Source organism: Bacillus sp. SLBN-46 (assembly GCF_031453555.1).
GTDB lineage: Bacteria > Bacillota > Bacilli > Bacillales > Cytobacillaceae > Neobacillus.
On the sequence record NZ_JAVIZM010000001.1, the window covers coordinates 1,712,628 to 1,737,979 of the forward strand.

Here is a 25,352-nt window from a genome sequence, read left to right on the forward strand (position 1 = left end):
GAACCTCACTTCTACACATTCTATACTCACAAGGAGGTGAATATCACATGGCAAACAACAATAGCTCAAATCAATTGCTAGTACCTGGTGTACAACAAGCTCTTGATCAAATGAAGTATGAAATTGCTACTGAATTTGGTGTTCAACTTGGTGCTGATACTACTTCACGTGCTAACGGATCTGTTGGTGGTGAAATCACTAAGCGTTTAGTCGCTATGGCTGAACAACAATTAGGCGGCGGATTTTCTCGTTAATCCAAAACAAAATACAATGGCTACAGAGAGTGGGATTTATCCCGCTCTCTTTTTTGTGGGAAATTTCTTTTAAATGGATAATAATTTAAAATTTTTTAATAATTTTGTATAATAAGGTTTGTGGGATATTTGTAAAGGGGGAGAACGATGAAAAGGGAAGATTTGATTGCACCTGAAAAGTATAATCTTGTTTCTGAAGTAGAACGTTTTGCAAAAGATCCAAACAAAGTAGCATTGAAATGGGAAAGTGAGTCTGGGGAGACAAGGCAGGTTACATACGAGAATTTATTGAAGCAAGTAAATCAAGCAGGCAATGTTTTTATCGAAAATGGCTTGAAAAAAGGCGATGTTGTTCTTATTATTGTACCGCGTCTCATTGAAGCCTACGTAGTCTATTTAGCTGCATTAAAAGCAGGAATGGTTGTTATTCCAAGTTCTGAAATGTTAAGGGAAAAAGATTTGCAATACCGAATTACACACGGTGATGTGAAGGCGGTGGTCAGCTATTATCCATATGTAGACCAATTTAAGCACATAACCGAAACACAACCAATTGTAAAGTTTACAATTGGGGCAGAGGAAGAGGGCTGGATTCATCTAGATGCAGAAATGAAACAGGCAAATGATGATTTCCTACTTGCTGATACATTAAGAGATGATATGGCGTTTTTATCTTATACTTCTGGTACAACGGGAAATCCGAAAGGTGTTGTCCATACCCACGGTTGGGCATTTGCTCATTTAAAGACCGCAGCACCAAAATGGCTTGCTATTGAAGAAGGGGATACCGTTTGGGCGACAGCAGGTCCTGGCTGGCAAAAGTGGATATGGAGTCCGTTTTTATCAGTACTTGGTTCAGGGGCAACGGGGTTAGTGTATAACGGAAAATTCGAGCCCAAAAAATATTTAAGCCTTTTGCAAAAATATGCAGTTAATGTATTATGCTGTACACCAACTGAGTACCGCTTAATGGCGAAGGTAGATAATTTAACGGACTATCAGCTACCAAACCTTCATAGCGCGGTATCTGCAGGGGAGCCATTAAATCGTGAGGTTATTGATACGTTTAGAAAATATTTTAATGTTGAAGTTCGTGATGGTTATGGTCAAACGGAAAACACGTTGCTTGTAGGTGTAACAAAAGGAATGGAATTGAAACCAGGATCAATGGGAAAACCAACGCCTGGAAATAGGGTGGAAATTATTAACGAAGAAGGTCAGGTGTGTGCCGTTGGGGAAGTTGGAGATATTGCTGTCCACGTAGAAACACCTGCATTATTTAAAAATTATTATAAAGATCCTGAAAGAACCGCTATGCAATTCCGTGGGGATTATTATGTAACCGGAGATAAAGCTAAAATGGATGAAGATGGTTATTTCTGGTTTGAAGGACGCGGGGATGATATTATTATCAGCTCTGGCTATACCATAGGACCATTCGAAGTAGAGGATGCTCTAGTTAAGCACCCATTTGTTAAGGAATGTGCAGTGGTGGCTAGCCCAGATGAAATTCGGGGCTTCATTGTTAAAGCATTTGTTGTCTTAAAAGAGGATGTAGATCCTGCTGACCCAGAATTAACAAAGAACCTGCAGGAGCATGTTAAAACATTAACCGCACCATATAAATATCCTAGAAAAATCGAGTATTTACCTGAGCTTCCGAAAACGACTTCAGGAAAAATTCGTCGTATTGAGCTTAGGCAAAAAGAATTTGCAGCGGCTAAACAGGTTTAATGAAAATAAAGCAGGCGGTGGCTACCGTCTGCTTTATTATTTTCAAAGCAAATTAATCCCCTATTTTAAGTTATTCAGGTTATAATAAAGATTATTTCGATACTAGAAAGAATAGGGGCTCGAGAATATATGAAAAGGACGGAACTTCAGCAGGGAGCCATCCATGCCGGCTTTTCCTATTTACTTTGGGGATTATTGCCGATTTATTGGAAGTTTTTAGACCAGGTTAATGCACAGGAAATACTGGCGAACCGAGTATTTTGGTCTTTTATTTTTATGGTTGTAGTGTTGATTTTTACGAAAAAGTGGGATTTGTTTGTTCAAACGTTTAGAGGGTTTGCTCAGAACAAAAAACAGCTGTATGCATTAACGATTGCTTCACTACTCATAAGTGTCAATTGGTTTGTTTATATCTGGGCAGTCAATAGTGGGCATATGATTGAAGCGAGTTTAGGGTATTATATTAATCCACTTGTTAGCATCTTATTAGGGATGGTGGTTTTAAAGGAGAAATTAACGATCTATCAATATATCTCCTTTGTGCTGGCTGCCGTTGGGGTTGTTATTTTAACAGTAGCACATGGTGCATTTCCTTGGATTGCCATTACATTAGCTGTATCGTTTGGCTTGTATGGTTTAGCAAAGAAGCTGATTAATGTTGAATCTGCAGTAGGATTGACTTTAGAAACCATGGTGGTTGCCCCGATTGCTGCTATTTATATGATGATCTTATTTAGTCGTGGTGCGAATACTCTTTTCTCTTCAACTTTGAGAACGGATTTACTTTTAATTGGGGCAGGAGTAGCAACCGCTGTGCCTTTGCTTTATTTTGCAAAAGGAGCTCAGAAAATCCCATTATCCCTATTAGGGTTTTTACAATATATTGCACCTACACTTACTTTGATTTTAGGTGTTTTTGTGTATAATGAACATTTCTCTAAGGTTCAGCTTTTGTCATTTATGTTTATTTGGTCAGCGTTAACTATTTATTCGCTTTCAAAAACAAAGCTGATTTCGGAAAAGGGTTTGAAATGGCGAAGAGCAAAGAGAACAAGTGTGTAATATAAGGGGCAGACTCAACTAAACGAGTCTGCCCCTTTTTTTATAGATAGGTTCTCTTTACTTTTTCCCAGAAGGAGTTGTCTTTTAGTTTTAATGTTTTTAGCTTTTTATCACTAATTTTTACTTGGATTTTATCGACATGGCGGATGCTTAAGGCTTCGTTATCCATGCCCATGGTTGGATGATCATTTCCTTCAGAAATGACTTTAAGTGTCAGGGTACGCTCACTTCCTAAAATAAAGGAAGCGCCGAGTGTCCGGTAACGATTGGTATTCACTGACGCAACCTCGCTTACTTGCATACAAGATAATAGAGGATCGACAACTGAACCATTTACTGATTTATTATAGGCCGTACTTCCAGTTGGTGTTGCAACGATTAAACCATCTCCGCGAAAGGTTTCGAAATGTAGTTGGTCGACAAATACATCCAAAACAAGTGTTTTAATGATAGAAGATCGAATGCTGAATTCATTCAAACATGGGAACGTCCCTTGGCCATCAACAGTTACTTCAATGGTTGGATAACGACGGACCTCAATATGTTCATTAGTTGTAATTGCTTCTATCATTCTTGAGGTATCACTGATTCGAAAATCACAATACATACTTAAACTATTTTTAGTGGAGATTCCCATATAAAGACAATCATCACGAAAGCCTGTCTTTCTAACAGCTTGCAGAAAGGTTCCATCATCGCCAATACTGGCAATAATATTCGCTTTCCGATAATCATTTACCATGGTAAAACCGTAGCGGTCAGCCAATTCAAAAAGCGGAGCCGCTTTCGCAAGCATGTCCGCATCACGCTTATGATAAAAATAAATGTTGCGTCTTAATTCCATAATAAATTGTTCCTCCTGTGAAATATTAGTGAAAATATTTATTGAAAAAATTAAACTTTATAAAATTAGGTTAGTCTGAAATTAGTTTAGCATTTTTTATAGACATTATGAAAGCAGTTACATCCTATTAAATAAAAGAAAGAGGGGGAAAGAGCATTGAATGGTAAACCATAGAGCGTTAATCACCATGTATGAAGCAAATAAATGACCTGTCAACAACAAGTTGGCAGGTTTATTTTTTTATGATAAGCGAATAATAATAGGCTGAAAGGTGGTGAAGGAGTTTGGTTTGGGTTCTGATCATTGTATCAATACTAATGCTCTTATTCGTCCTACTTATTTTTTCTAAATTAACGATTCTTTTAAATTACTTCCATTTTAATGACAATGATGATTTGAAGGTAGAGTTTCGCTTATGGTTCGGTTTTAATTAAATACAAAATAGATGTTCCCTTAATAAAGATTGATGATAATTCCCCTAGCATTATTGTTAAGAGGAAGAAGAAAAAGGGGAATGAAAAAACGAAAAAAGACAATGTGTCAGTGAACCAAATTGATAAAAGTGATATTATGACAAGTTTCAATAATACAAAAGAACTGCTCGAGCATGTGTTTAAGTTGCACCTGATTGTTAGGAAGTTTTTTAAAAAGGTATCTATTAAAAAGCTTGAATGGCATACGATGATTGGAGTTGGTGATGCAGCGTATACGGGTATCATAACTGGAGGGCTATGGGCGATTAAAGGAAGTATAATAGGACTTCTCAGTCACTACCTTGCCATGAAACAAATTCCGGAGTTATCGGTTACCCCTCATTTCCAAGCTGCTGTCATTCAAACACGATTTACAGGTATTTTTCAGTTCCGAATCGGGCATGCTATTCTCGCAGGATTAAAGCTGATTAAATTCTGGCAGGGCGGTAAACCGCACTTAAAAAGTAAAGAAAAGTATGCAAATGAAAAAACTAATTCTGTTTGAAATAGGAGGAAAGATCCATGTCCGACCATCCAATTCAAGGTTTGATGACAACTGCAATGGAAAGTTTAAAAGAAATGATTGATGTAAATACCATTATTGGGGATCCGGTTGAAACCCCTGATGGTAGTGTTATTTTAACAGTTTCTAAGGTAGGGTTTGGATTTGCTGCTGGTGGTAGTGAGTTTAAATTAGACAGCGGCCAGTCTCAAGGGCAGAGCCAAGGCCAAGGTCAGGGTCAAGGCCAGCCGAAGCTTCCGTTTGGTGGAGGAAGTGGGGGTGGTGTATCCATTACTCCAATCGCCTTTTTAATTGTTAACTCACATGGGGTTAAGATGCTTCACCTGGATGAAAGCACTCATTTATACGAGAAAATATTGGAGCTTGCTCCACAAGCAGTTGATAAGATTCAGCAAATGTTCTCAAAGAAAGATGAGAACAAACAACAGCAACAAAATCATCAACAGAGCCAACAGTCACAGCAGCATAAACAAGAGCTTGAGTTTTAAATGAATGGGTTAATCTTCTCTTAAGGGAAGGTTAACTTTTTTCTTGATGCTCAATAATTGCAAAACAGGGAATGAAAAGATATATTTACACTGTACATATTAAAGTGGATTCTTTTTTGAGAGTATTTGCTTTAAAACGACAAAGGAGGATGTAAGGGATGGCAAATGTAACTTTTAAGGGTAATGCAGTAACATTATTAGGCAATGAAGTGAAGGTAGGAGATAAGGCTCCAAATTTCACAGTATTAGCTAATGACTTATCACAAGTGACTTTAGACGATACGAAGGGACAGGTTCGTTTAATCAGTGCAGTACCTTCTCTAGATACTGGTGTATGTGATGCGGAAACACGCCGTTTCAACGAAGAAGCTAATGGTTTAGGGAATGTTAAAATTTTAACTGTAAGCGTGGACCTACCATTTGCTCAAAAACGTTGGTGTGCAGCAGCAGGAATTGAAAACGTTCAAACCTTATCTGATCACCGTGATCTTTCATTCGGAGAGGCATATGGCGTTGCGATTCAAGAATTAAGACTATTAACTCGCGCTGTGTTCGTAGTAGATTCTACAGATACAGTGACATACGTAGAATATGTGAGTGAAGCAACGAATCATCCTAACTATGAAGCAGCACTTGAAGCTGCTAGAAATGCAAAATAAAATATGAATAACAAGGCCTCGGCATTATGGCGAGGCCTTTATACTTGTTTAAAAAATACATACTCGTATAAAATGAATAAGGAAATTTAGTAACGGAGGGGAATAGATGAAAATTTCTCCAATAGAACAACTATTTACAGTATTTAATGAAACGGCACTTGTTTTACAAGAAGAATTGTCTTGTAGTTATCTGGAGGCATTAGCCGAAACAGGAGAAAACATGTTCCAAGGTACAATTCTCCAGGACGAGTTAAGTGAACTAACTACAAAAAGGTTAAAAAAGCAGTACGTAGAAATCCATTTGGACAAGTATTCCAAGGAGGATATACGTAAAGCCTACCAGCTCGTTATTTTAAAAGGGATGAAGGAAAATGTTCAACCCAATCACCAAATGACTCCTGATACGATTGGATTACTTGTAGGATACTTACTTGACCGATTTGTCAAACAATCCACGTTTAGGCTTCTCGATCCGGCGGTCGGAACAGGGAATTTACTAACGACTGTTTTAAATCATGTGCCTAAAGAAATAACCTCAATAGGAGTAGATGTCGATGATATCCTCCTTAAACTTGCCTATGTAAACGCAAATTTACAGGAACATCCAATTCAGTTGTTTAATCAGGACGCCTTAGAGCCTTTATTTATTGATCCAGTAGAGGCTGTAATAGCTGATTTACCTGTTGGATATTATCCAAATGATGTACGGGCAGCAGATTATCAATTAAAGGCAAATACTGGACATTCGTATTCACATCACTTATTTATTGAGCAAAGTGTGCGACATACAGTACCAGGTGGATATTTGTTCTTCCTTGTTCCAAGTGGTCTTTTTGAAAGTGAACAAACAGCACAGCTTCGTGAATTCTTAAAGGAACATGTAATTATTCAGGGGCTTCTGCAATTGCCTGAAACGATGTTTAAAAATAAAAATGCGGCAAAGAGTATTTTCATTTTGCAAAAAAAGGGCGAGGGGGTCCATCCTCCAAAGCAGGCCTTGCTCGTGAACTTACCGAGTCTGTCAAAGCAGCATGAAATGGATCGGATCCTATCACAAGTAGAAAAATGGTTCCAAGAAAATAAAGGATAAAATCGGTGGAAATTCCCGGTTTTATCCTTTTTTGTTGTTTGAGAAATTATAAAAAGGTCCAGTGTTGATAACTGAACTATTTGTCTGAATCTAGCTCCAGCGCCTAGCCCCTCGGGTCAAATAACCTTCGGCAAGAAAAGTCAAAAGGCGGACTTTTCCCGCCGAAGAACATTTGCCTGTCGGGGCTGAACGAGGCGCTTCCGCCTTTTGTTCTTTTTAGTTAAAAATAGAGAAAAATTTGAATATAATTACATTTGCTCTGTAACCGTTGTCAGGCGATTTATTCCTTGAAATGTCCTATATTCAGTGATTAAATGAGGAATTGAGGGAAATAAACAAGGTCGGTTTGCGCAAAATAAAGGTGTACTAAATAAAATTGCAAATTCACGACGTTGTTATATAAAAGGAGCGGTTAGCTAAATGGCAAAAATTATTGCAATCAATGCGGGGAGTTCTTCCTTAAAGTTTCAATTATTTGAAATGCCAAGTGAAGAAGTAATTACAAAAGGACTTATCGAAAGAATTGGATTAACCGATTCAATTTTTAATATTACAGTTAACGGTGAAAAAGTCCAAGAAGTAACAGATATACCTGATCATGAAATAGCAGTAAAAATGTTATTAGATAAATTAACTACACTAGGTATCATTCAATCACTTGATGAAATTGAAGGAATTGGTCATCGTGTTGTACACGGTGGAGAAGCATTTAATGACTCTGTAATGATTACAGATGAAGTTTTAAATAAAATCGAAGAACTCTCGGAGCTTGCTCCACTGCATAATCCTGCAAACTTAACAGGAATCCGTGCATTTCAAAGCGTTCTTCCTAATGTACCAGCAATTGCTGTGTTTGATACAGCTTTCCATCAAACCATGCCGGAAAGTTCTTTCCTTTATAGTCTTCCATATGAATACTACAAAGAATACGGTATTCGTAAGTACGGATTCCATGGAACATCACATAAATATGTTTCACAACGTGCAGCAGAATTACTAGGTCGTCCAGTTGAACAGCTTCGATTAATTTCTTGTCACTTAGGTAATGGTGCTAGTATCGCTGCAATTGAAGGTGGAAAATCAATTGATACATCTATGGGCTTTACACCACTTGCAGGTGTAACCATGGGTACACGTTCAGGTAATATTGATCCTGCGTTAATTCCATATATCATGGAAAAAACGAACCAGACTGCTGATGAAGTTTTAGATGTCTTAAATAAGAAGAGCGGTATGTTAGCTGTTTCTGGATTCTCAAGTGACCTAAGGGACATTGAGATTGAAGCCAAGAAAGGCAATGAGCGTGCACAACTAGCATTAGATGTATTTGCAAACCGAATTCATAAATATATTGGTTCATACGCGTCCCGTATGTATGGTGTAGATGCGATTATCTTTACTGCAGGTATTGGTGAAAATAGTGATACCATTCGTGAAAATGTACTAAAAGGTCTAGAATTTATGGGGGTATATTGGGATCCTGCTCTTAACAAAGTAAGAGGAGAAGAAGCTTTCATCAACTATCCTCACTCCCCAGTGAAAGTTATAATTATCCCAACTAATGAAGAAGTAATGATCGCGCGCGACGTTGTTCGCTTAGCATAATAACTCACTTCAACTTAAATCTCCAAAGAGGCAAAAGCTAACAATAAATGGCTTTTGCCTTTTTATCGTTCTCTCGCTTTATGCTATACTGAAAGGAGAAGCATGTTGGAGGAGGTTCATACGATGCCATTTACAGACCGGGAAACAAAAGTATGGAATGAAATAAGCGAATGGGAAAAGAATCTATTCAATTACGAACCAAATGACTTTCAATTAACATATGAAAAATATTTGGAGCGCTCTTTTGCCTTATTGCCTGAAACGGTTCAGAAACAATTTTTTTCCCTTGTTGATACATGGCTCTTCCATTTACATGGTATGATTCAAGGCTCTCAGCTTCAAATGGATGCAAAAGAAAGAATTCTTTCATCTGGAAGGGTTTTTATCCCCAATTTACAAAATATATCAGACTTAAAAAATTTGGACATTAATCAATTACAATACATAGCAGAACAGCACATCGCTAAGCATCGCCTTTATTCCTTAGCTCAAGGAGGTTTAGCGGGAACGGGGAGTTCCTTGCTTTTGGGGATGGATATTCCTGCAATGGCCGTTATTAATTTGAGGGTTGTCCAATTAATCGCCATGACTTATGGATATGAAGTTAACACTCCTTATGAAATGATGACATCCCTTAAGGTATTTCATATAGGTACCTTGCCTCCAAGAATACAAAAAGAAGGCTGGATTATGTTAAAAGAGGAATTAGAAAAGTACGAAAATCCGTATTTTTATGAGGGGACAGAAGAGATTTCCAATATCACCTGGCTTGAACAACCCTTGCAACAAGTATTTAAAGCGTTGGTTATTGCTTTGTTTCGGAGAAAAATGATTCAAGGGATGCCGCTCGTCAGCATGGCCATTGGTGCCGGAGCAAATTATCAGTTAACGAGGAAAGTAACGGAATTAGCACATAAATATTATCAATACCGCTATCTAAAAGAAAAAGAGGAGTTTCAAATATGAGCACGCAGGAACATAAACGGGAAGCCCCTAAGAGTATTTATTGTAAGATAATCACAGTTAGTGATACAAGAAATAAGGACACAGACAAAAGTGGTAAGCTGATGATTGAATTGCTTGAGCAGTCCGGACATCAAATTACTGATTACGTGATTGTAAAGGATGAAGCGATCCCAATTCAAGATGAAATTTTAAAAGGATGTAACCGGGAAGATATTGACGCTATTCTTATTAATGGCGGGACGGGGATAGCCAAGCGAGATGTCACAATTGAAACAGTAAAAAGCCTGCTTGATAAAGAGATTGTTGGCTTCGGAGAATTGTTTAGGATGTTAAGTTATCAAGAAGATATCGGTTCTGCTGCAATCCTTTCAAGAGCGATTGCTGGTGTAGTGAATAATAAGGCGGTATTTTCTACCCCTGGTTCCACTGGTGCGGTAAAGCTTGCGATGAATAAATTAATTTTGCCCGAATTAGGGCATGTAGTAAGAGAAATAAAGAAAGATTTGTAATAGAGAGAAAGAGGATGACGTTTAGTGTCATCCTCTTTTTAATGATGGGCTTTTGTGGAAAGTGTTTGGTTTGCTCTATACCAAAGCCATAAGTCATTGATGATGGAGGCAAGTTCAGCAATTTCTTTGTTCAGTTGACAAGAACGAATGAAGTCACTTTCATCGGAAAGCTGTGCTTGTTTATGATTAATTTGATCTTCAAGGTCTACAATTCGATCAGGAATTGAGCCGCGTATTTGTTCCCAATGAAAAAGAATATCTTGTTGAGTATCTTTGCTATGTTGATCCCAATCTACTGTTAAGTCAGGAAGAAAGATACCTAGTCGCTGATTGAAAAAAAAGTGATCCTTCATTTGGCTGCCTCCAAGCTGTGTAATAATTTTTATTTTACTACAAATTGTAGTTTCCTTCCTATCATAACTCTTTTCCAATGGGAAAAGTGAAAAAAGGACATGCAGTAAATGCTGCATGCCCCTGTTATTTATTGTTTATTCTTTTTCAGTTCGGACTACAAGAACATCACATGGTGCATATCGTGTAATATGTTCTGATACACTACCGATAAAGAATCTTTCTACTACATTCATTCCTGTGGCACCACAAATAATTAAGTCAACATTATGTTTTTTTGCCACATCTCTAGGAATTCGAACCTTAGGAGAACCGAATTCAATTTCATACTGAACCTCTTTTACACCTGCATCAACAGCTTGCTTTTGATAGTTATCTAGCATGTCTTTTGCCAGCTTTTCTGCTCGATCGCCAATAACGGTGTCATAGGCTTCGATTAACGCGAATGACCGAGTATCTATTACATGAACTAAAAGTAAGGCAGCATCATTTCTTTTCGCGATTTCAATACCCTTTCTTAAGGCCCAATCTGCTTCTTTCGACCCATCAATAGCGACTAAAATATTTTTATATTTGAGTCCCATGATTATCATCTCCTTACCTAAATTATACATTATTTAACAACGAATAACTGTTGCAATTTTTCGAACAATAATGGAGTAGTAGCTTAGAATGAAAGGAGATTTGCGTGATGGAAAAAAGGGATCCGAATAACCAATATTCATTTGAATTCGATGAACAAGGTACGAATGAAGTAAGTCAACAGATAATGAATTCCTATAATAGCGGTTTTATAGGAGAGGGATCGGCAGTAGCCGACCAAGCTGATTTTAACGCTGCCACTGCATCAGTAGATAGTGACGGGTACACAGAAAGCTAGGAATTAAGCGGTTTGAAGGAAGGCTGTCCATAATAGGATGGCCTTTTCTTTGTTCCAAAAGGTATTTAGTAGACATATATCTAGGAATTTTCCTTTATGAGGGGCATTTACCCAAGAGTTTACCTTTAGAAATGCATATTCTTTAGTGTGTGAGGTAGATAAATTGAGGAGGAATAAACATTGAGTACTGAAATTTATGGAATGCCTGCGATGAACCAAGCGGATGAACGGATCCGCCCTGGTTTTGGTGGATTTGGACATTTTGGTGGTGGATTTGGTCGCCCTGGATTTGGCTTTGGAGGCTTTGGCCGTCCTGGATTTGGGTTTGGTGGTTTCGGTCGTCCAGGATTTGGCTTTGGAGGCTTTGGCCGTCCTGGATTTGGATTCGGTTTTGGACGTCCATGGGGCTGGGGCTTTGGTGGATTTGGATTACCGTTCCTGGGTGGATTAGCTGCAGGGGCGTTATTATCAGCTCCTTATGGTTATGGTTATGGATATGGATACCCTTATTATGGTTATCCTTATTATGGAGACCCATATTACCCTTATTATTAAATTGCTAGAAAAAAGCTTTGTCGTTAATTTAGCGTCAAAGCTTTTTTAAGATTAAGGTAATTTGTGGTTATTTCAAGAACTTATACTAGAATAAGTTTGGGTAACTCCTATTTTTTTGGTAAAATAAAATTGCTTTTACTGTCGGAATTATTCGAACTATTTTCTACTGCTTATATTAATTGGAGGTATGGACATGCGAATCGGAATACCTAAAGAGATAAAAAATAATGAAAACCGTGTAGCAATGACACCTGCTGGAGTGGTCAATCTTGTGAAATTTGGCCATGAGGTCTTTATTGAAAATGGAGCAGGTTTAGGCTCTGGTTTTTCAGATGAAGACTATAGAGATGCAGGAGCAAAGTTAGTAGAAACACCAGCCGAAGCATGGTCCATGGAAATGGTCATGAAAGTTAAGGAACCACTTCCTATCGAATATCAATATTTTCGCGAGGGATTAATCTTATTTACATATTTACATTTAGCGCCGGAACCTGAACTGACTAAAGCATTAATTGATAAAAAGGTTGTAGGGATTGCTTACGAGACAGTTCAGCTTCCTAATCGAAGCCTACCATTATTAACGCCAATGAGTGAAGTGGCTGGGAGAATGGCGGCACAAATTGGTGCCCAATTCCTTGAAAAAGTTCACGGAGGGATGGGGATTCTACTATCCGGTGTTCCCGGTGTACAAAGAGGGACTGTTACGATTATTGGCGGTGGAGTAGCTGGTACCAATGCAGCCAAAATGGCGATTGGATTAGGGGCAAAAGTGACCATTATTGATTTAAATCCAGATCGCCTTCGTCAATTGGATGATATTTTCGGATCTGATGTGACAACATTAATGTCGAATCCTTATAATATTGCAGAAGCAGTGAAAGAATCTGATCTAGTCATTGGAGCAGTTTTGATTCCAGGTGCAAAGGCACCAAAACTTGTTTCTGAAGAAATGATTAAGACCATGAAATCGGGGAGTGTTGTTGTTGATATCGCCATTGATCAAGGTGGTATTTTTGAAACAACAGATCGTATAACTACTCACGATAATCCAACATATGTAAAGCACGGTGTCGTCCATTATGCAGTGGCCAATATGCCTGGAGCAGTACCGAGAACATCGACTATTGCATTAACAAATGTAACCGTTCCATATGCGGTTCAAATTGCTAACAAGGGCTATCGTAAGGCATGTTTAGATAATGAGGCCTTGCTAAAAGGAATTAACACATTAAACGGCTATGTGACTTACGAAGCAGTCGCAGAAGCACACGGCCTTGAATTCTCAGATACAAAAACATTGTTAGAGAAACAGTAATAAGTTATGTAGCGTAAGAGGTGGGCGAGGAGCTCTCCTCTTTTTTTTGTAATAAATTGTAGTAAACAAAAAAACCAGCTTCTAGTGAGAAACTGGTTTTGAGTGCTAAGTATGTAGCCGCCATTGCCGTAAGAAATATAAGAAAGTTTTAAACCACCACTCCTCAAAGTGGGTGTTTTCAGAAGCTTTTCTGCGTGTCCTCCATGTCTTATAGACAGAGGCTTGTCATTCCAGCTTCAATGGTTAAACTCCCTGTTACAGCTTAAAGGTTAAAACTTTATTATGATTACGTACAACGCAGCTTGTATTAGTATATTACCTCAATTAAAACGAAAATACAATGCTAAAATCATCCAAATCTGCCTACTTCACAATTTGCAGTTCTTTTGGGAATTTGGTCAAGATCTTTGCTCCATCAGCAGTAATAAACACATCATCCTCGATACGCACTCCGGCAACATCAGGGACATAGATTCCCGGTTCAATGGTATAAACCATTCCTTCTTCAATAATCAGCTGATTTGTCTCGGTTAAAGATGGATATTCATGAACACTAATTCCTAGGCCGTGTCCAAGACGGTGTGGAAAATACTCACTGTATCCTGCTTCAGCGATAATTCGACGGGCAGTAAGGTCAACGTCTGCTGCACTCACACCAGGTTTACTTGCTTCAATCGCTGCCAATTGGGCTTTTAACACTGTATCATATATTTCTTTTTGCTTGTCGTTAATGTCACCATATGCAACGGTTCTTGTGATATCTGAACAATAGCGATCTACAACTACACCCAAATCAAATAAAACTAAATCACCTTTTTGAATCTTAGTATTGCCTGGATTACCATGAGGAGAAGCAGCATTCGCACCAGTTAGAACCATTGTTGAAAAGGACATCTCAGTCACGCCTTTTTGCTTTAAGGCAAACTCTAATGCATTAAGAATTTCTAGCTCTGTTTTCCCTTCCTTGATTTCATTTACTCCGAATTCAACCGCATAATCAGCAAGTGCACAAGCCTCTTCGATAATTTTTAATTCGGAAGCATCTTTGACCATTCGAAGGAGTCTTAATTTTTCCTCACCTGAAACAAAAGTGGAATGAGGGAATAATCGTAAGAGCTGTTCATACCGTTCTACATTCATATGCTCTTTCTCGATAGCAACCTTTGACACGCGATCCATTCTTTTATTGATAGAATTCAAAATCATTTCCCATGGATTATCAATGTCACTATAGCCGATTAATTCATGATCCCATCCAGATCGTTTAGCATCATGTACTTCCATCCCTGGACAAACTAGGAACGGCTCTTCCTCTTGGAACACAGCGAGGGCGAGTAAGCGTTCATGTGGATTGGTATAGTAGCCGCTTAAATAAAATACATTTTCGGAAGAAGTAACAAAACTGACTTCAATGTCATTCTCCTTCATCCATGCTTGCAGTTTGTTCAATCTTTGATTCATCATTTCTCCCCCTAATTTCAAATCCAATTTGAGAGTAACAATATTAATTTGAAATGTAAACTATCTGAGATTATCATGTGCTAAAACGGGTGGTTTATGGGTATAAATGAGGAAGGAATTTCTATATTATTTATGGAAGTACTATTAAAAGAACTTTGGGAGGGTTACAAAAATGAAAGTATCTTATCATGGTCATTCAGTTGTACAAATTCAAACCAATGGAAAAACAATTATCATTGACCCGTTTATTACTGGCAACAGTTTAACAGATTTAACAATAGACGATGTGAAACCGGATGTTATTATTCTCACACATGGTCACGGAGATCACGTAGGTGATACGGTGGAACTAGCAAAAAGAAACAATGCCCTTGTCATAGCGAATGCGGACCTATGCGCATTTTTAAGTTTTCAAGGGGTAAAGACCCATGCCATGCATATTGGAGGGGCCTATCAATTTGAATTTGGTAAGGTAAAACTGACACAAGCTTTCCATGGCTCGGGCTATGTCATTGCTGGCAGCCAGGAGATTATTTACTGCGGAATGCCCCGCCGGTATTCTTTTTATGAATGAAGGCAAAACCATTTATCATGCGGGTGATACAGGGCTTTTTTCAGATATGAAACTAATAGGTGAACGTCATCCGATTGACTTGGCTTTCTTGCCAATAGGAGATAATTTTACTATGGGACCTGAAGACGCGGCCTATGCAGCAAAACTGTTAGCAGCCAAAACGGTTGTACCGATTCATTACAATACATTCCCACCAATTAAGCAGGATCCAAACAAGTTTTTAGAATTGCTTGAGGATAAAAACGGTAAAGTGCTTCAACCTGGAGAATACATCGAATTTTAATGATCTTCTTATGGAATCACAGACTTTTTTTTCCCTCTCTTGCATAAAGATGGAACAAGCAGTCTTTTTTATAGGGAGGAAATGAAAGATGAAAAAGAACCGATACTTACTTTGCCTGCTCCTTTGTGGCCTTATGCTTTATTTTGCTGTTCCTAGATTATCGATTCATGCAGAGGGTCTTCAAGGCATATTCACATTAGCTTGGTTGGCCTTTGCATTGATGGTCATTGCTGGTAACTTAACAGGGTTGCTGTATAGTCCAAAAAGGCAAATACAAAAGCCTCAAGCTGGCCGATTAAAGAAAAAGTCCAGGTCTTTTCACTGAGATTTAGACAACAATGTGAGAAACCGCATTGAATCAAGGCTTTTAACACTTTATAATAAAATCTAGACTAATCTGGTCGTGTTGTCACCAGATAATGGGAATTCAAATATAAAGGGTGAAGGTCTTGGCTACTAAGCACGAACAAATTTTACAATATATTGATGGACTCCCTGTGGGGGAGAAAATTTCAGTTCGCCAAATCGCCAAGGCGATGACCGTAAGTGAAGGTACAGCCTATCGAGCGATTAAGGAAGCTGAAAATAAAGGATACGTCAGCACTATTGAAAGAGTAGGAACGATTAGAATTGAACGGAAGAAGAAAGAAAATATTGAAAAGCTGACATTTGCGGAAGTAGTAAATATCGTTGATGGGCAGGTCGTAGGCGGAAGAACGGGCTTGCACAAAACACTGAATAAATTTGTCATTGGTGCCATGAAGCTTGAAGCTATGATGCGCTATACGGAGGCAGGAAACCTGTTAATTGTCGGTAACCGCACGCAAGCACATGAGCTAGCATTAAAAGCAGGGGCTGCTGTGCTGATTACAGGTGGATTTGATTCTGAAGAACATGTGAAAAAGCTTGCTGATAGTCTTGAGTTGCCTGTCATTTCAACTAGCTATGACACCTTCACTGTGGCTACAATGATTAACAGAGCAATATATGACCAATTAATCAAGAAGGAAATTATTTTAGTTGAAGATATTTTGACTCCCTTATCTGAGACCTATTATTTAAAAACAATAGATAAGGTTTCTAAATGGCATGAGTTTAATCAGGAAACAAGACACAGTAGATATCCTGTAGTCGATCAAAATATGAAAATTCAAGGTATGGTGACAAGCAAGGATATTTTAGGACAGGATTTAGACACGTCGATTGATAAGATTATGACGAAGCAGCCAATGACGGTGAATGGAAAAACGAGTGTTGCTTCGACTGCCCATACGATGGTATGGGAGGGAATAGAAGTACTTCCAGTTGCGGACGACTCCAATCGATTAGAAGGGATCATAAGCAGACAGGATGTATTAAAGGCATTACAAATGAATCAAAGACAGCCACAAGTCGGAGAAACAATCGATGATATTGTCACAAATCAAATGGCCCTCATTCAGGGTAAGGGTAAAGGAGAAGAAGTATATTCCTGTGAAGTAACCCCTCAAATGACCAACCATCTTGGAACCATTTCATATGGTGTATTTACAACCATCGTGTCTGAAGCAGCTAACCGGGTCCTTCGAAGCTATAAAAAGGGAGACCTAGTAGTTGAGAATATGACCATCTACTTTATCAAGCCCGTTCAAATGGAGAGTACTTTAGAAGTATATCCGAGAATTCTTGAAGTGGGACGGAAATTCGGTAAGGTAGATGTCGAGGTTTTCAACGATGGAATTTTGGTCGGAAAAGCGATGATGATGTGCCAATTAATTGATCGACAATAAGAAATGCGATGGAGCTAGACAATAATAAAAGAGGTTGACTCTCGAGTCAACCTCTTAATTATTATTTCTGCGCTTCGTAAAGCTTAGCTTCCTCTACCGCGAATGGAAGGTAATGTTTATACTTTTTAAATCCTATCCAACTAAAAAATGCACCATAGATGATAAAAATAGCGGAAACGATAAGAGTGGATGTAGATTCAGAAATAAATAGTAAATAATTTAAACCAAAGAAACAAACAAAAAGACCGAGTGCTATATTTGATTTTGCGGAAAGCCATTTCTTTTCTACTTCACGGTTGCTTCTAAAGTATTTTGTCTTATAAAATAAATAGAAAGCGAATAATATGAAAACTAAAACAGCAAATACAAACATGATTGGATCCTCCAAGTTTTGAAAATCATTATTATTTTACCTTTTTTTTTATAAAAAAGCCATGATTGGTTCTAAGGAGCAGTGTTTATGATTGAGCAAATTTTAGCAACAATAGAACAATATGAAACCATCATTGTTCATCGACATGTCCGACCTGACCCGGATGCTTATGGTTCACAGGGTGGACTGGTAGCCATTTTACAAGAGTCGTATCCGGATAAAAAAATTTACGCAGTTGGTCAAGAAGAACCAACTCTTCATTTTATGCGCAGACTGGATGTTATTGAGGATGAGATGTACAAAGGTGCCTTGGTCATTGTTTGTGATACAGCAAATGCAGCAAGAATTTGTGATGACCGATATTCATTAGGTGAAAAGCTTATTAAAATTGATCATCATCCAAATGAAGATCCATATGGTGATTTATTATGGGTAGACACCAGTGCCAGTTCGTGTAGCGAGATGATTTATGAGTTTTATTTAACCGGTAAAGAAAAAGGGTTGAAGATGAATGATGAAGCAGCAAGACTGCTATTCGCTGGTATTGTCGGTGATACAGGAAGATTCCTTTTTCCTAGCACTACAGAGAAAACCTTTGCTTACGCAGGTGAACTGATCCATTATCATTTCTCTCGTACAGAAGTATTTGATAAGATGTATGAATTGGATGCTCATATCATCAAGTTGAACGGGTATATCCTTCAGAACTTTGAACTTCAGGAAAACGGAGTTGCATCCGTGATGCTTACGAAGGAATTGTTAAAGGAATATGGAGCAAGACCTGCAGAGGCTTCCTTACTAGTCGGCATTTTAGGGAATGTAAAAGGCATTAAAGCATGGGTCTTTTTCATTGAGGAAGAGGATCAAATTCGGGTTCGTCTTCGTTCAAAGGGGCCGGTCATAAATGGTGTGGCTAGAAAGTTTAAAGGTGGAGGCCATCCACTTGCATCAGGCGCTTCCATATATTCTTGGGATGAAGTAGAACATGTCTTAAAAGAACTAGATGAGGTATGTCGGAATTATACCAAATAGAATGAAAAACGGCCCCAATGTGTGCGGGGCCGCTTCTCTTACTCAAATTGAATCTCAAGTTGTATAGATAGGTTTGTGTAAATCACCATTTCTTTTACTTTAAGTTTGTATCGTTTATCATTGATTTTAATCGGTTTATTTTCAATTATTTTTTTCAGGAGATCCTTACTTTTATAGACAGTATCTAAATCCTTTGCAAGCATCATACTGATATCATCTTTGACGGAGTCTTCTGTCTCGGAAACACTGAGTAAATCTAGCTTATATTTTTCCCAGTTTGTAATCTTTATATTTATTTTTTGGACAGTCAGCTGTTCGATATTCCGTTTATTCATTTCCTTATATTCTTCCTGCCAAATTTTTTTTTCTTCGTTTAAGTCTATAATCTTTTGTTGCTGTATCCGTAATAATTCTGTGTTTTCTTCCTGCCATACCCCGTAAATATATAAAAAGATACACCAGCTTATTGCACCGCCTACTGCGGCACCTGCAAAAAAACGCTGCCAGGAGGGTCTTCGATAATAGGGTGGAATCCTCATGATGAAATATGCTCCTGTGTTAACCAATTGATAATTAGGGCACCTGTTTGCGCACCACCTAATGCGGAGAGAATTAATAAAAATTGTTTAAAAATATCTTTAGTATCTGCATTAAACAAACCTCTTTCGAAAGTATAAACCGTATCGAATGTACCTCCTATTGCTGCTACGATTGCCCAAATTCTGAGTGCTGCAGATAATCGATAGACGGTTGTTAATGGAGGTTGACCCGTTAAAAAAGAAGCAATTCCGCCAATAAGTGCCCCCCCAAGTACAACTCCTAAAGCAATAAAGTAGCTTTCAATAAATGTAGGAAAAAACCCAATTTCTTTCATCCCTTCAACCGCCTCTTTACATTATAAAGACCTATATTTCATTTATATGGACAAGTATGTGCATTTATGTTTTTTGATTACTTTAATGATAACAATGAGAACATATTTTCTTTTTTTAAGATTAAGTTTTATAATAATTAATAGATTAAGTTAAGGAACGGTGTAGTATTATGTCTTTTATTCACCTTCACGTATATAGTGCCTATAGTTTGTTGACGAGTACAGCTTCTGTCCCAGAGTTAATTAACACTGCACATAAAAAAGGGTTTACTGCGCTAGCTTTAACCGATCGAAATGTGATGTACGGTGCTATTGAGTTTTATAAAATATGTAAGAAGAAAAATGTAAAACCAATAATGGGATTAACTGTAGATGTGGAAAGTGAAATCACAACGAACGAATCCTATCCTCTCGTTTTACTTGCAGAAAATGAGATAGGCTTTAAAAATCTCTTGAAAATATCCAGTGCGGTTCAAACAAAATCCAATCACGGAATCCCGCAAAAATGGCTAAAACATTATGCGGAAGGGATTATTGCCTTAACACCTGGAACAGAGGGTGAAATTGAACAATCAATCATTAATGGGAACGTTGAATCGGCTAGGAATCTAACTAAAAAATTAGCTGCCATCTTTGGTAATGGGAACTTTTTTCTCTCCATCCAGAATCATGAGCTAGAGCAAGAAGCTGTAGTTAACAACCAATTGAGACAAATAAGTAACGAGTTAAACATTCCTCTTGTTGCGACCAATCATGTACATTACTTAGAAAAAGAGGATATGTTTGCCCACGAATGCCTGTTAGCTATTAAAAACGGAGATAAGCTACAAGACGATCATCGGGATAAATTAGAAGGTGACCAATATTATTTGAAAACGGCAGCGGAAATGGTCAATACCTTTTCTGAAATACCTGAAGCTTTGGAGAATACACTGCACATTGCCAATCGGTGTAATGTAAACATTGAACTAAACAAAACCTACCTACCTTCATTTCCAACAGAAAACAATCTGCCAGCAGATGAATATTTAGAAATGTTATGTAAGAAAGGATTAAGCGAGCGGTTCTCTTCACCTGAAAAGGGTTATTTTGAACGGCTAGCCTATGAACTTTCCGTTATTAAACGGATGAATTTTAGCAATTACTTTTTAATTGTTTGGGATTTTATGAGGTATGCCCGGGAAAATGGAATTCTAACAGGCCCGGGAAGGGGCTCAGCTGCTGGTTCACTTGTTGCTTATGTCTTGTACATTACCGATGTGGATCCAATCGAACATAAGCTTCTTTTTGAACGGTTCTTAAACCCTGAACGAATTTCCATGCCTGATATTGATATCGATTTTCCCGATCATCGTCGTGACGAAGTCATTGAATATGTTGCCGAGAAGTATGGAAAGCTGCATGTTGCTCAGATTGTTACCTTTGGAACGCTCGCTGCAAAAGCGGCGCTGCGAGATGTAGGCAGGGTTTTTGGGTTGAATTCAAAAGAATTAGAGCAGTTGTCCAGATTTATTCCATCCCGGTTAGGAATAGACTTAAAATCTGCCTATAAAGAATCTGAACCATTTAGAAGGTTTATCAATGAAAGCCCAATGAACCAAAAGCTTTTTCATGTTGCTGTGAAGCTTGAGGGGCTTCCTCGCCACACATCCACACATGCGGCAGGTGTGGTCATTAGCGAGAAACCGCTAATAGATTTGGTTCCTATTCAACAAGGCTCGTCTGATGTTTATTTAACACAATACTCAATGGAATACCTTGAGGAAATCGGCCTGCTTAAGATGGACTTTCTAGGTTTACGAAATTTAACTTTAATTGAATCAATTTTGTCCTCTATCTATCGCAGCACCAAACGAAGAATCAATATAGGTTCCATTCCGCTACATGACCCCGAGACCTTTCAATTATTAGCAAGGGGTGAGACAACTGGGATTTTTCAACTAGAATCAGAAGGGATGAGGAAGGTATTAACTCGTCTAAAGCCATCCAGGTTTGAAGATATTGTTGCGGTTAATGCATTATACCGTCCTGGTCCAATGGAAAATATTCCACTATTTATTGAACGTAAACATGGCGATAAAACCGTAGAATATCCCCATCCAAATTTGAAGCCGATCCTTGAGAATACGTATGGTGTCATTGTGTACCAAGAACAAATCATGCAGATTGCCTCCATAATGGCGGGATTCTCGCTAGGGGAAGCAGATCTTTTAAGAAGAGCAGTTGGGAAAAAGCAAAAAGAGGTCCTAGACGAAGAGAGAAATCATTTTGTTCAAGGAGCACTTCAAAAGGGATATAATCAGTCCCTTGCAAATGAGATATACGATTTGATTGTTCGATTTGCCAATTATGGATTTAACAGAAGCCATGCGGTTGCCTACAGTATGATTGCCTACCAGTTAGCCTATTTAAAAGCAAACTATCCATTGTTTTTTATGGCAGGTCTGCTTACTTCTGCTATTGGTAATGAATCAAAAATAGCCCAATACATTATGGAGACAAAACAAAAAGAAATGACCATTCTGCCTCCCTCCATTAATTATAGCGTCTTCTCCTTCCAAGTAGAAAAAGGGGGAATTCGTTATAGTCTGGCAGCTATTAAAGGTGTAGGAGCAGCCGCCTTAAAGGAAATCTTTCAAGCAAGAAAGAAGAAAAAATTTGATGACCTTTTCGATTTTTGTATACGAGTTTCTTCAAAAGTCATTAATCGAAAAACACTAGAATATCTTGTTCACTCAGGCTGCTTTGATGAGTTTGGTGAGGACCGTGCAGTTCTTCTCGCTAGTTTAGATGTAGCAATCGAACATGCGCAAATTTTTAAACCTGATGATTCAAGCCAATTTGACTTGTTTGAAGATGAGTTCATGCTTAAGCCAAAATATGTTCTAGTTGATTCTATTAATCTGGAGCATAAATTGTCCTTTGAGAAAGAGGCACTTGGCTTTTACCTTTCTGATCATCCAATCTCGCTTTATGAAAAAGAGCTTAAGCGACGAGGAGCCACGGTATTATTTCATTTAAGAAATGATGATAAAAAGGTTTCATCTGGCGTGTATATTTCAGCAATGAAGGCGATTCGGACGAAAAAAGGAGATTCGATGGCCTTTTTAACTGTTAGTGATGGAAGCGGTGAAATGGAAGCCGTTATATTCCCAAATGTATATAAAAAGTACCAAGCCTTTTTAGGACAAGGGAATTTTGTATTAATTGAAGGGAAAATGGAGGAACGAGAAGGGAAGTTGCAATTTATTATTCAACAAGTGTTTGATCTAGATCAATGGTTACAAACACAGTCGGTAAAGCAGCCAATATTATATTTGAAAATTTCTGCAGAATTACAAGATGAGAACATTTTAAATAAAATAAAACTGCTTTTGACGGAATATAAAGGGGAAGCTTCCGTTATTTTACATGATGAAACGACTCGTAAAACCGTTAAATTAGGTGCAGAAAATCAGGTTCAGCCAACCCCAGAATTACAGCAAAAATTAAGAATGATCCTTGGGGAAAAAAATGTAGTACTGAGAGATTAATCTTTACAACTATGGTAGATATGTTATAGTGATAATGAGACGAGTGTGGTCTGACCACTATTGTTGGACTTAAATTTAGCAAAGTTATTATTCTATTGTAATCATTTAAGGGGTGACATATCTTGACTTTACGTGAAGAAGCATTGCATATGCATCGAATTAATAAAGGTAAATTAGAGTCGAAGTCCAAAGTTCCTGTGCGGAATGCTCATGATTTAAGTTTAGCTTATTCTCCAGGTGTGGCAGAGCCATGTAAAGATATTTATGAAAAACCAGAGATGGTTTACGAATATACCATGAAAGGAAACATGGTTGCTGTTGTTTCCGATGGTACTGCAGTGTTAGGTCTTGGAAATATTGGACCTGAAGCAGCCTTGCCTGTAATGGAAGGGAAAGCAGTATTGTTTAAAAGCTTTGCTGGTGTAGATGCCTTTCCAATCTGTTTAAATACAACGGATGTGGATAAGATTGTTGAAACGGTTAAGCTGCTTGAACCGACCTTTGGGGGCGTAAATCTTGAAGATATCGCTGCGCCAAATTGTTTTGTTATCGAAGAAAGACTAAAAAAAGAAGCCAATATTCCTATTTTCCATGATGATCAGCATGGTACAGCCATTGTTACTGTGGCTGGCCTCGTTAATGCACTAAAATTAGTTGGCAAGAAGATGACTGAAATTAAAGTAGTCGCAAACGGTGCTGGTGCTGCAGGGATTGCGATTATTAAACTACTATATAGCTATGGTGTAAGAGACATTATCATGTGTGATACAAAGGGAGCCATTTACGAAGGACGCCCACAGGGAATGAATGTAGTAAAAGCAGAAGTAGCAAAGTATACCAACCGGGATAGCTTATCAGGCAGCCTTGCAGATGTTATTAAAGGCGCGGATGTATTTATTGGTGTATCTGTAGCAGGCGCTTTAACCAAGGATATGGTCGCTTCCATGAACCCTGATTCCATTATTTTTGCCATGGCTAATCCAGTACCAGAAATTATGCCGGATGAAGCAAAAGAAGCCGGAGCAAAAGTAGTTGGGACAGGCCGTTCTGATTTTCCAAACCAAGTAAACAATGTACTTGCTTTCCCTGGTATTTTCCGTGGAGCCCTTGATGTTCGTGCTACACATATAAATGAAAAAATGAAAGTGGCTGCTGTTGAAGCGATTGCGAACTTAATCAATGAGGACGAGCTAAATGCAGATTATGTGATTCCAGCACCTTTCGACCCAAGAGTTGCCCCTGATGTAGCAGCTGCGGTAGCGAAAGCGGCAATGGAAACAGGTGTTGCCCGCCTAAAGGTTGACCCAGAAGATGTAAAAGAAAAAACACAGAGGCTCGCTATTATCGGTAAAAGTGAGTGATCAAGTAAGTGACGAATACAAAAGTATATATAGAGATTGTAAAGCATCTTAGAGAAATGATTACAATGGATGGTCTAAAGACTGGAGATAAAATACCTTCTGAACGTGAATTGTCTGAGCGCCTGAATTTCGGGCGCTCTTCCGTTCGAGAAGCCCTTCGTGCATTGGAATTACTTGGATTAATTGAAACACGTAGAGGCGAAGGGACTTTTATTCGAGATTTTCGCGGACATCAGCTAGTACAGCTCCTCAGCACATTCATTCTGCAGGATGAGAAAGCGATACGAGATGTTTATGAGACAAAAAATTATATTGAGATGGACTGTCTCCGATTAGCAATTCAGCGAATGGACATTCAAACGATTGATCATTTGAGAGAATGGGTAAAAAAATCAAATCGTGTACAGGATGATGAGTTTTTTTATCGAATCATAGAAATGGCTGATAACCATCTATTTTTAAGATTGTGGGGAATATTAAAGGAATATTATTATTCTTTAGATTTTCCACATAGGGACTATAAGAAAGAAAACTATTTATTAATACTTGAAGCATTAGCTACAAAAGATGAAGCAAAAACAGTTGCTGCTTATTATGAGCTTCGAAATTTGTCATGTTTTAACGACAAAAACTAACAGATTTTGAATTCTTTTTATTTTATAGTGAAAGTAATACAAGCCCTCTTATCAAGGGTATTTTTTACTGGATGGTGGTCTGACCACTTTTAGTAGATAGGTATGAAGTTGAAGTAGTATAGAAAGACTTCTAGGGTAGCATTAGATGG

At 38.1% G+C, this 25,352-nt stretch carries 26 protein-coding genes, 1 other RNA gene and 1 pseudogene; 20 read left to right on the forward strand and 8 right to left on the reverse strand.

Annotated features, from left to right (window positions below):
* The first annotated feature begins 47 nt into the window (after positions 1-47).
* From QFZ87_RS08710 to rarD, 3 genes are all read left to right on the forward strand, one after another.
* On the forward strand, positions 48-254 hold the full coding sequence (locus QFZ87_RS08710) for an alpha/beta-type small acid-soluble spore protein (RefSeq protein ID WP_309860130.1): 207 nt from the start codon (positions 48-50) through the stop codon (positions 252-254).
* Positions 255-401: 147 nt separating this feature from the next.
* Positions 402-1,988, forward strand: coding sequence for an acyl-CoA synthetase MbcS (gene mbcS, locus QFZ87_RS08715; protein WP_309860132.1), 1,587 nt, complete (start codon positions 402-404; stop codon positions 1,986-1,988).
* A gap of 129 nt (positions 1,989-2,117) precedes the next feature.
* Positions 2,118-3,050 (forward strand): EamA family transporter RarD, encoded by a 933-nt coding sequence (gene rarD, locus QFZ87_RS08720; RefSeq protein ID WP_309860134.1) that lies wholly within the window; start codon positions 2,118-2,120, stop codon positions 3,048-3,050.
* A 40-nt stretch (positions 3,051-3,090) separates the two neighbouring features.
* Here rarD and QFZ87_RS08725 read toward each other — a convergent pair whose 3' ends face one another.
* Positions 3,091-3,894, reverse strand: a complete 804-nt coding sequence (locus QFZ87_RS08725; RefSeq protein WP_309860136.1) for an NAD kinase — start codon at positions 3,892-3,894, stop codon at positions 3,091-3,093.
* A gap of 543 nt (positions 3,895-4,437) precedes the next feature.
* Here QFZ87_RS08725 and QFZ87_RS08730 point away from each other — a divergent pair.
* From QFZ87_RS08730 to QFZ87_RS08760, 7 genes are all read left to right on the forward strand, one after another.
* Positions 4,438-4,872: a DUF2953 domain-containing protein gene (locus tag QFZ87_RS08730; RefSeq protein ID WP_309860138.1), complete on the forward strand. Its 435-nt coding sequence runs from the start codon at positions 4,438-4,440 to the stop codon at positions 4,870-4,872.
* A gap of 17 nt (positions 4,873-4,889) precedes the next feature.
* Positions 4,890-5,378 (forward strand): GerW family sporulation protein, encoded by a 489-nt coding sequence (ytfJ, locus tag QFZ87_RS08735; RefSeq protein WP_309860140.1) that lies wholly within the window; start codon positions 4,890-4,892, stop codon positions 5,376-5,378.
* A 158-nt stretch (positions 5,379-5,536) separates the two neighbouring features.
* Positions 5,537-6,037: a thiol peroxidase gene (gene tpx, locus QFZ87_RS08740; RefSeq protein ID WP_309860142.1), complete on the forward strand. Its 501-nt coding sequence runs from the start codon at positions 5,537-5,539 to the stop codon at positions 6,035-6,037.
* A 106-nt stretch (positions 6,038-6,143) separates the two neighbouring features.
* Positions 6,144-7,127, forward strand: coding sequence for a class I SAM-dependent methyltransferase (locus tag QFZ87_RS08745; RefSeq protein ID WP_309860144.1), 984 nt, complete (start codon positions 6,144-6,146; stop codon positions 7,125-7,127).
* A 420-nt stretch (positions 7,128-7,547) separates the two neighbouring features.
* Positions 7,548-8,732 (forward strand): acetate kinase, encoded by a 1,185-nt coding sequence (locus tag QFZ87_RS08750; protein ID WP_309860146.1) that lies wholly within the window; start codon positions 7,548-7,550, stop codon positions 8,730-8,732.
* A gap of 123 nt (positions 8,733-8,855) precedes the next feature.
* Entirely contained in the window at positions 8,856-9,698 is an 843-nt protein-coding gene (locus QFZ87_RS08755) for an EcsC family protein (protein ID WP_309860148.1), read from the forward strand.
* Positions 9,695-10,207 carry a MogA/MoaB family molybdenum cofactor biosynthesis protein gene (locus QFZ87_RS08760; protein ID WP_309860149.1) on the forward strand — a complete coding sequence of 171 codons (513 nt, stop codon included), beginning with the start codon at positions 9,695-9,697 and terminating at the stop codon, positions 10,205-10,207. Before QFZ87_RS08755 ends, QFZ87_RS08760 begins: the two co-directional genes overlap by 4 nt.
* A 38-nt stretch (positions 10,208-10,245) precedes the next feature.
* Here the strand turns inward: QFZ87_RS08760 and QFZ87_RS08765 are convergent, their stop codons facing one another.
* Together QFZ87_RS08765 and QFZ87_RS08770 are read right to left on the reverse strand one after the other, a co-directional pair.
* Positions 10,246-10,560, reverse strand: coding sequence for a hypothetical protein (locus QFZ87_RS08765; RefSeq protein ID WP_309860151.1), 315 nt, complete (start codon positions 10,558-10,560; stop codon positions 10,246-10,248).
* A 135-nt stretch (positions 10,561-10,695) separates the two neighbouring features.
* Positions 10,696-11,142 carry a universal stress protein gene (locus QFZ87_RS08770; protein ID WP_309860153.1) on the reverse strand — a complete coding sequence of 149 codons (447 nt, stop codon included), beginning with the start codon at positions 11,140-11,142 and terminating at the stop codon, positions 10,696-10,698.
* A 107-nt stretch (positions 11,143-11,249) separates the two neighbouring features.
* Here QFZ87_RS08770 and QFZ87_RS08775 point away from each other — a divergent pair, with 107 nt between their 5' ends.
* The 3 genes from QFZ87_RS08775 (at position 11,250) to ald (ending at position 13,308) form a co-directional block, all read left to right on the forward strand.
* A complete protein-coding gene (locus QFZ87_RS08775) occupies positions 11,250-11,438 on the forward strand; it encodes a hypothetical protein (protein ID WP_309860155.1) in 189 nt (62 codons plus the stop codon).
* 180 nt (positions 11,439-11,618) lie between these two features.
* Complete coding sequence (locus tag QFZ87_RS08780; RefSeq protein WP_309860157.1) at positions 11,619-11,993, forward strand: hypothetical protein; 375 nt, start codon at positions 11,619-11,621, stop codon at positions 11,991-11,993.
* Positions 11,994-12,186: 193 nt separating this feature from the next.
* Positions 12,187-13,308, forward strand: a complete 1,122-nt coding sequence (gene ald / locus QFZ87_RS08785; RefSeq protein WP_309860159.1) for an alanine dehydrogenase — start codon at positions 12,187-12,189, stop codon at positions 13,306-13,308.
* A gap of 110 nt (positions 13,309-13,418) precedes the next feature.
* On the opposite strand, the gene ssrS is transcribed toward ald, so the two are convergent.
* A non-coding RNA gene (gene ssrS, locus QFZ87_RS08790) (6S RNA) lies at positions 13,419-13,615 on the reverse strand.
* A 56-nt stretch (positions 13,616-13,671) separates the two neighbouring features.
* Entirely contained in the window at positions 13,672-14,769 is a 1,098-nt protein-coding gene (locus QFZ87_RS08795; RefSeq protein ID WP_309867727.1) for a M24 family metallopeptidase, read from the reverse strand.
* Between the two features lie 172 nt (positions 14,770-14,941).
* Here QFZ87_RS08795 and QFZ87_RS08800 point away from each other — a divergent pair.
* From QFZ87_RS08800 to QFZ87_RS08810, 3 genes and pseudogenes are all read left to right on the forward strand, one after another.
* Positions 14,942-15,626: pseudogene (locus QFZ87_RS08800) on the forward strand (metal-dependent hydrolase).
* A gap of 88 nt (positions 15,627-15,714) precedes the next feature.
* Positions 15,715-15,951: a hypothetical protein gene (locus tag QFZ87_RS08805; RefSeq protein WP_309860161.1), complete on the forward strand. Its 237-nt coding sequence runs from the start codon at positions 15,715-15,717 to the stop codon at positions 15,949-15,951.
* A gap of 124 nt (positions 15,952-16,075) precedes the next feature.
* Complete coding sequence (locus tag QFZ87_RS08810) at positions 16,076-17,395, forward strand: CBS domain-containing protein (protein ID WP_309860163.1); 1,320 nt, start codon at positions 16,076-16,078, stop codon at positions 17,393-17,395.
* Positions 17,396-17,456: 61 nt separating this feature from the next.
* Here QFZ87_RS08810 and QFZ87_RS08815 read toward each other — a convergent pair whose 3' ends face one another.
* On the reverse strand, positions 17,457-17,768 hold the full coding sequence (locus QFZ87_RS08815) for a YtpI family protein (RefSeq protein ID WP_308082913.1): 312 nt from the start codon (positions 17,766-17,768) through the stop codon (positions 17,457-17,459).
* Positions 17,769-17,855: 87 nt separating this feature from the next.
* Between QFZ87_RS08815 and QFZ87_RS08820 the strand changes: the two genes are divergently transcribed.
* Positions 17,856-18,800, forward strand: a complete 945-nt coding sequence (locus QFZ87_RS08820) for a DHH family phosphoesterase (RefSeq protein WP_309860167.1) — start codon at positions 17,856-17,858, stop codon at positions 18,798-18,800.
* A gap of 38 nt (positions 18,801-18,838) precedes the next feature.
* On the opposite strand, the gene ytrI is transcribed toward QFZ87_RS08820, so the two are convergent.
* Positions 18,839-19,339, reverse strand: a complete 501-nt coding sequence (gene ytrI, locus QFZ87_RS08825) for a sporulation membrane protein YtrI (RefSeq protein ID WP_309860169.1) — start codon at positions 19,337-19,339, stop codon at positions 18,839-18,841.
* Positions 19,336-19,674 (reverse strand): sporulation membrane protein YtrH, encoded by a 339-nt coding sequence (ytrH, locus tag QFZ87_RS08830; RefSeq protein WP_309860171.1) that lies wholly within the window; start codon positions 19,672-19,674, stop codon positions 19,336-19,338. Before ytrH ends, ytrI begins: the two co-directional genes overlap by 4 nt.
* A 170-nt stretch (positions 19,675-19,844) precedes the next feature.
* Between ytrH and dnaE the strand changes: the two genes are divergently transcribed.
* From dnaE to QFZ87_RS08845, 3 genes are all read left to right on the forward strand, one after another.
* Positions 19,845-23,207, forward strand: a complete 3,363-nt coding sequence (gene dnaE / locus QFZ87_RS08835) for a DNA polymerase III subunit alpha (protein WP_309860173.1) — start codon at positions 19,845-19,847, stop codon at positions 23,205-23,207.
* Between the two features lie 122 nt (positions 23,208-23,329).
* Entirely contained in the window at positions 23,330-24,568 is a 1,239-nt protein-coding gene (gene ystJ, locus QFZ87_RS08840) for an NADP-dependent malic enzyme (protein WP_309860175.1), read from the forward strand.
* Positions 24,569-24,576: 8 nt separating this feature from the next.
* The gene (locus tag QFZ87_RS08845) at positions 24,577-25,203 is read left to right on the forward strand and encodes a FadR/GntR family transcriptional regulator (protein ID WP_396133908.1); all 627 of its coding nucleotides are present in this window, start codon (positions 24,577-24,579) and stop codon (positions 25,201-25,203) included.
* Positions 25,204-25,352 lie beyond the last annotated feature (149 nt).

Coding starts and splice junctions, on each gene's coding strand:
- QFZ87_RS08725 (WP_309860136.1), bottom strand. CDS start 3,894: ATGGAATTAAGACGCAACATTTATTTTTATCATAAGCGTGATGCGGAC.
- ald (WP_309860159.1), top strand. CDS start 12,187: ATGCGAATCGGAATACCTAAAGAGATAAAAAATAATGAAAACCGTGTA.
- QFZ87_RS08750 (WP_309860146.1), top strand. CDS start 7,548: ATGGCAAAAATTATTGCAATCAATGCGGGGAGTTCTTCCTTAAAGTTT.
- QFZ87_RS08755 (WP_309860148.1), top strand. CDS start 8,856: ATGCCATTTACAGACCGGGAAACAAAAGTATGGAATGAAATAAGCGAA.
- QFZ87_RS08805 (WP_309860161.1), top strand. CDS start 15,715: ATGAAAAAGAACCGATACTTACTTTGCCTGCTCCTTTGTGGCCTTATG.
- ytrH (WP_309860171.1), bottom strand. CDS start 19,674: ATGAAAGAAATTGGGTTTTTTCCTACATTTATTGAAAGCTACTTTATT.
- QFZ87_RS08795 (WP_309867727.1), bottom strand. CDS start 14,769: ATGAATCAAAGATTGAACAAACTGCAAGCATGGATGAAGGAGAATGAC.
- QFZ87_RS08815 (WP_308082913.1), bottom strand. CDS start 17,768: ATGTTTGTATTTGCTGTTTTAGTTTTCATATTATTCGCTTTCTATTTA.
- ytrI (WP_309860169.1), bottom strand. CDS start 19,339: ATGAGGATTCCACCCTATTATCGAAGACCCTCCTGGCAGCGTTTTTTT.
- ytfJ (WP_309860140.1), top strand. CDS start 4,890: ATGTCCGACCATCCAATTCAAGGTTTGATGACAACTGCAATGGAAAGT.
- QFZ87_RS08765 (WP_309860151.1), bottom strand. CDS start 10,560: ATGAAGGATCACTTTTTTTTCAATCAGCGACTAGGTATCTTTCTTCCT.
- tpx (WP_309860142.1), top strand. CDS start 5,537: ATGGCAAATGTAACTTTTAAGGGTAATGCAGTAACATTATTAGGCAAT.
- QFZ87_RS08760 (WP_309860149.1), top strand. CDS start 9,695: ATGAGCACGCAGGAACATAAACGGGAAGCCCCTAAGAGTATTTATTGT.
- QFZ87_RS08775 (WP_309860155.1), top strand. CDS start 11,250: ATGGAAAAAAGGGATCCGAATAACCAATATTCATTTGAATTCGATGAA.
- QFZ87_RS08710 (WP_309860130.1), top strand. CDS start 48: ATGGCAAACAACAATAGCTCAAATCAATTGCTAGTACCTGGTGTACAA.
- mbcS (WP_309860132.1), top strand. CDS start 402: ATGAAAAGGGAAGATTTGATTGCACCTGAAAAGTATAATCTTGTTTCT.
- rarD (WP_309860134.1), top strand. CDS start 2,118: ATGAAAAGGACGGAACTTCAGCAGGGAGCCATCCATGCCGGCTTTTCC.
- QFZ87_RS08820 (WP_309860167.1), top strand. CDS start 17,856: ATGATTGAGCAAATTTTAGCAACAATAGAACAATATGAAACCATCATT.
- QFZ87_RS08745 (WP_309860144.1), top strand. CDS start 6,144: ATGAAAATTTCTCCAATAGAACAACTATTTACAGTATTTAATGAAACG.
- dnaE (WP_309860173.1), top strand. CDS start 19,845: ATGTCTTTTATTCACCTTCACGTATATAGTGCCTATAGTTTGTTGACG.
- QFZ87_RS08770 (WP_309860153.1), bottom strand. CDS start 11,142: ATGGGACTCAAATATAAAAATATTTTAGTCGCTATTGATGGGTCGAAA.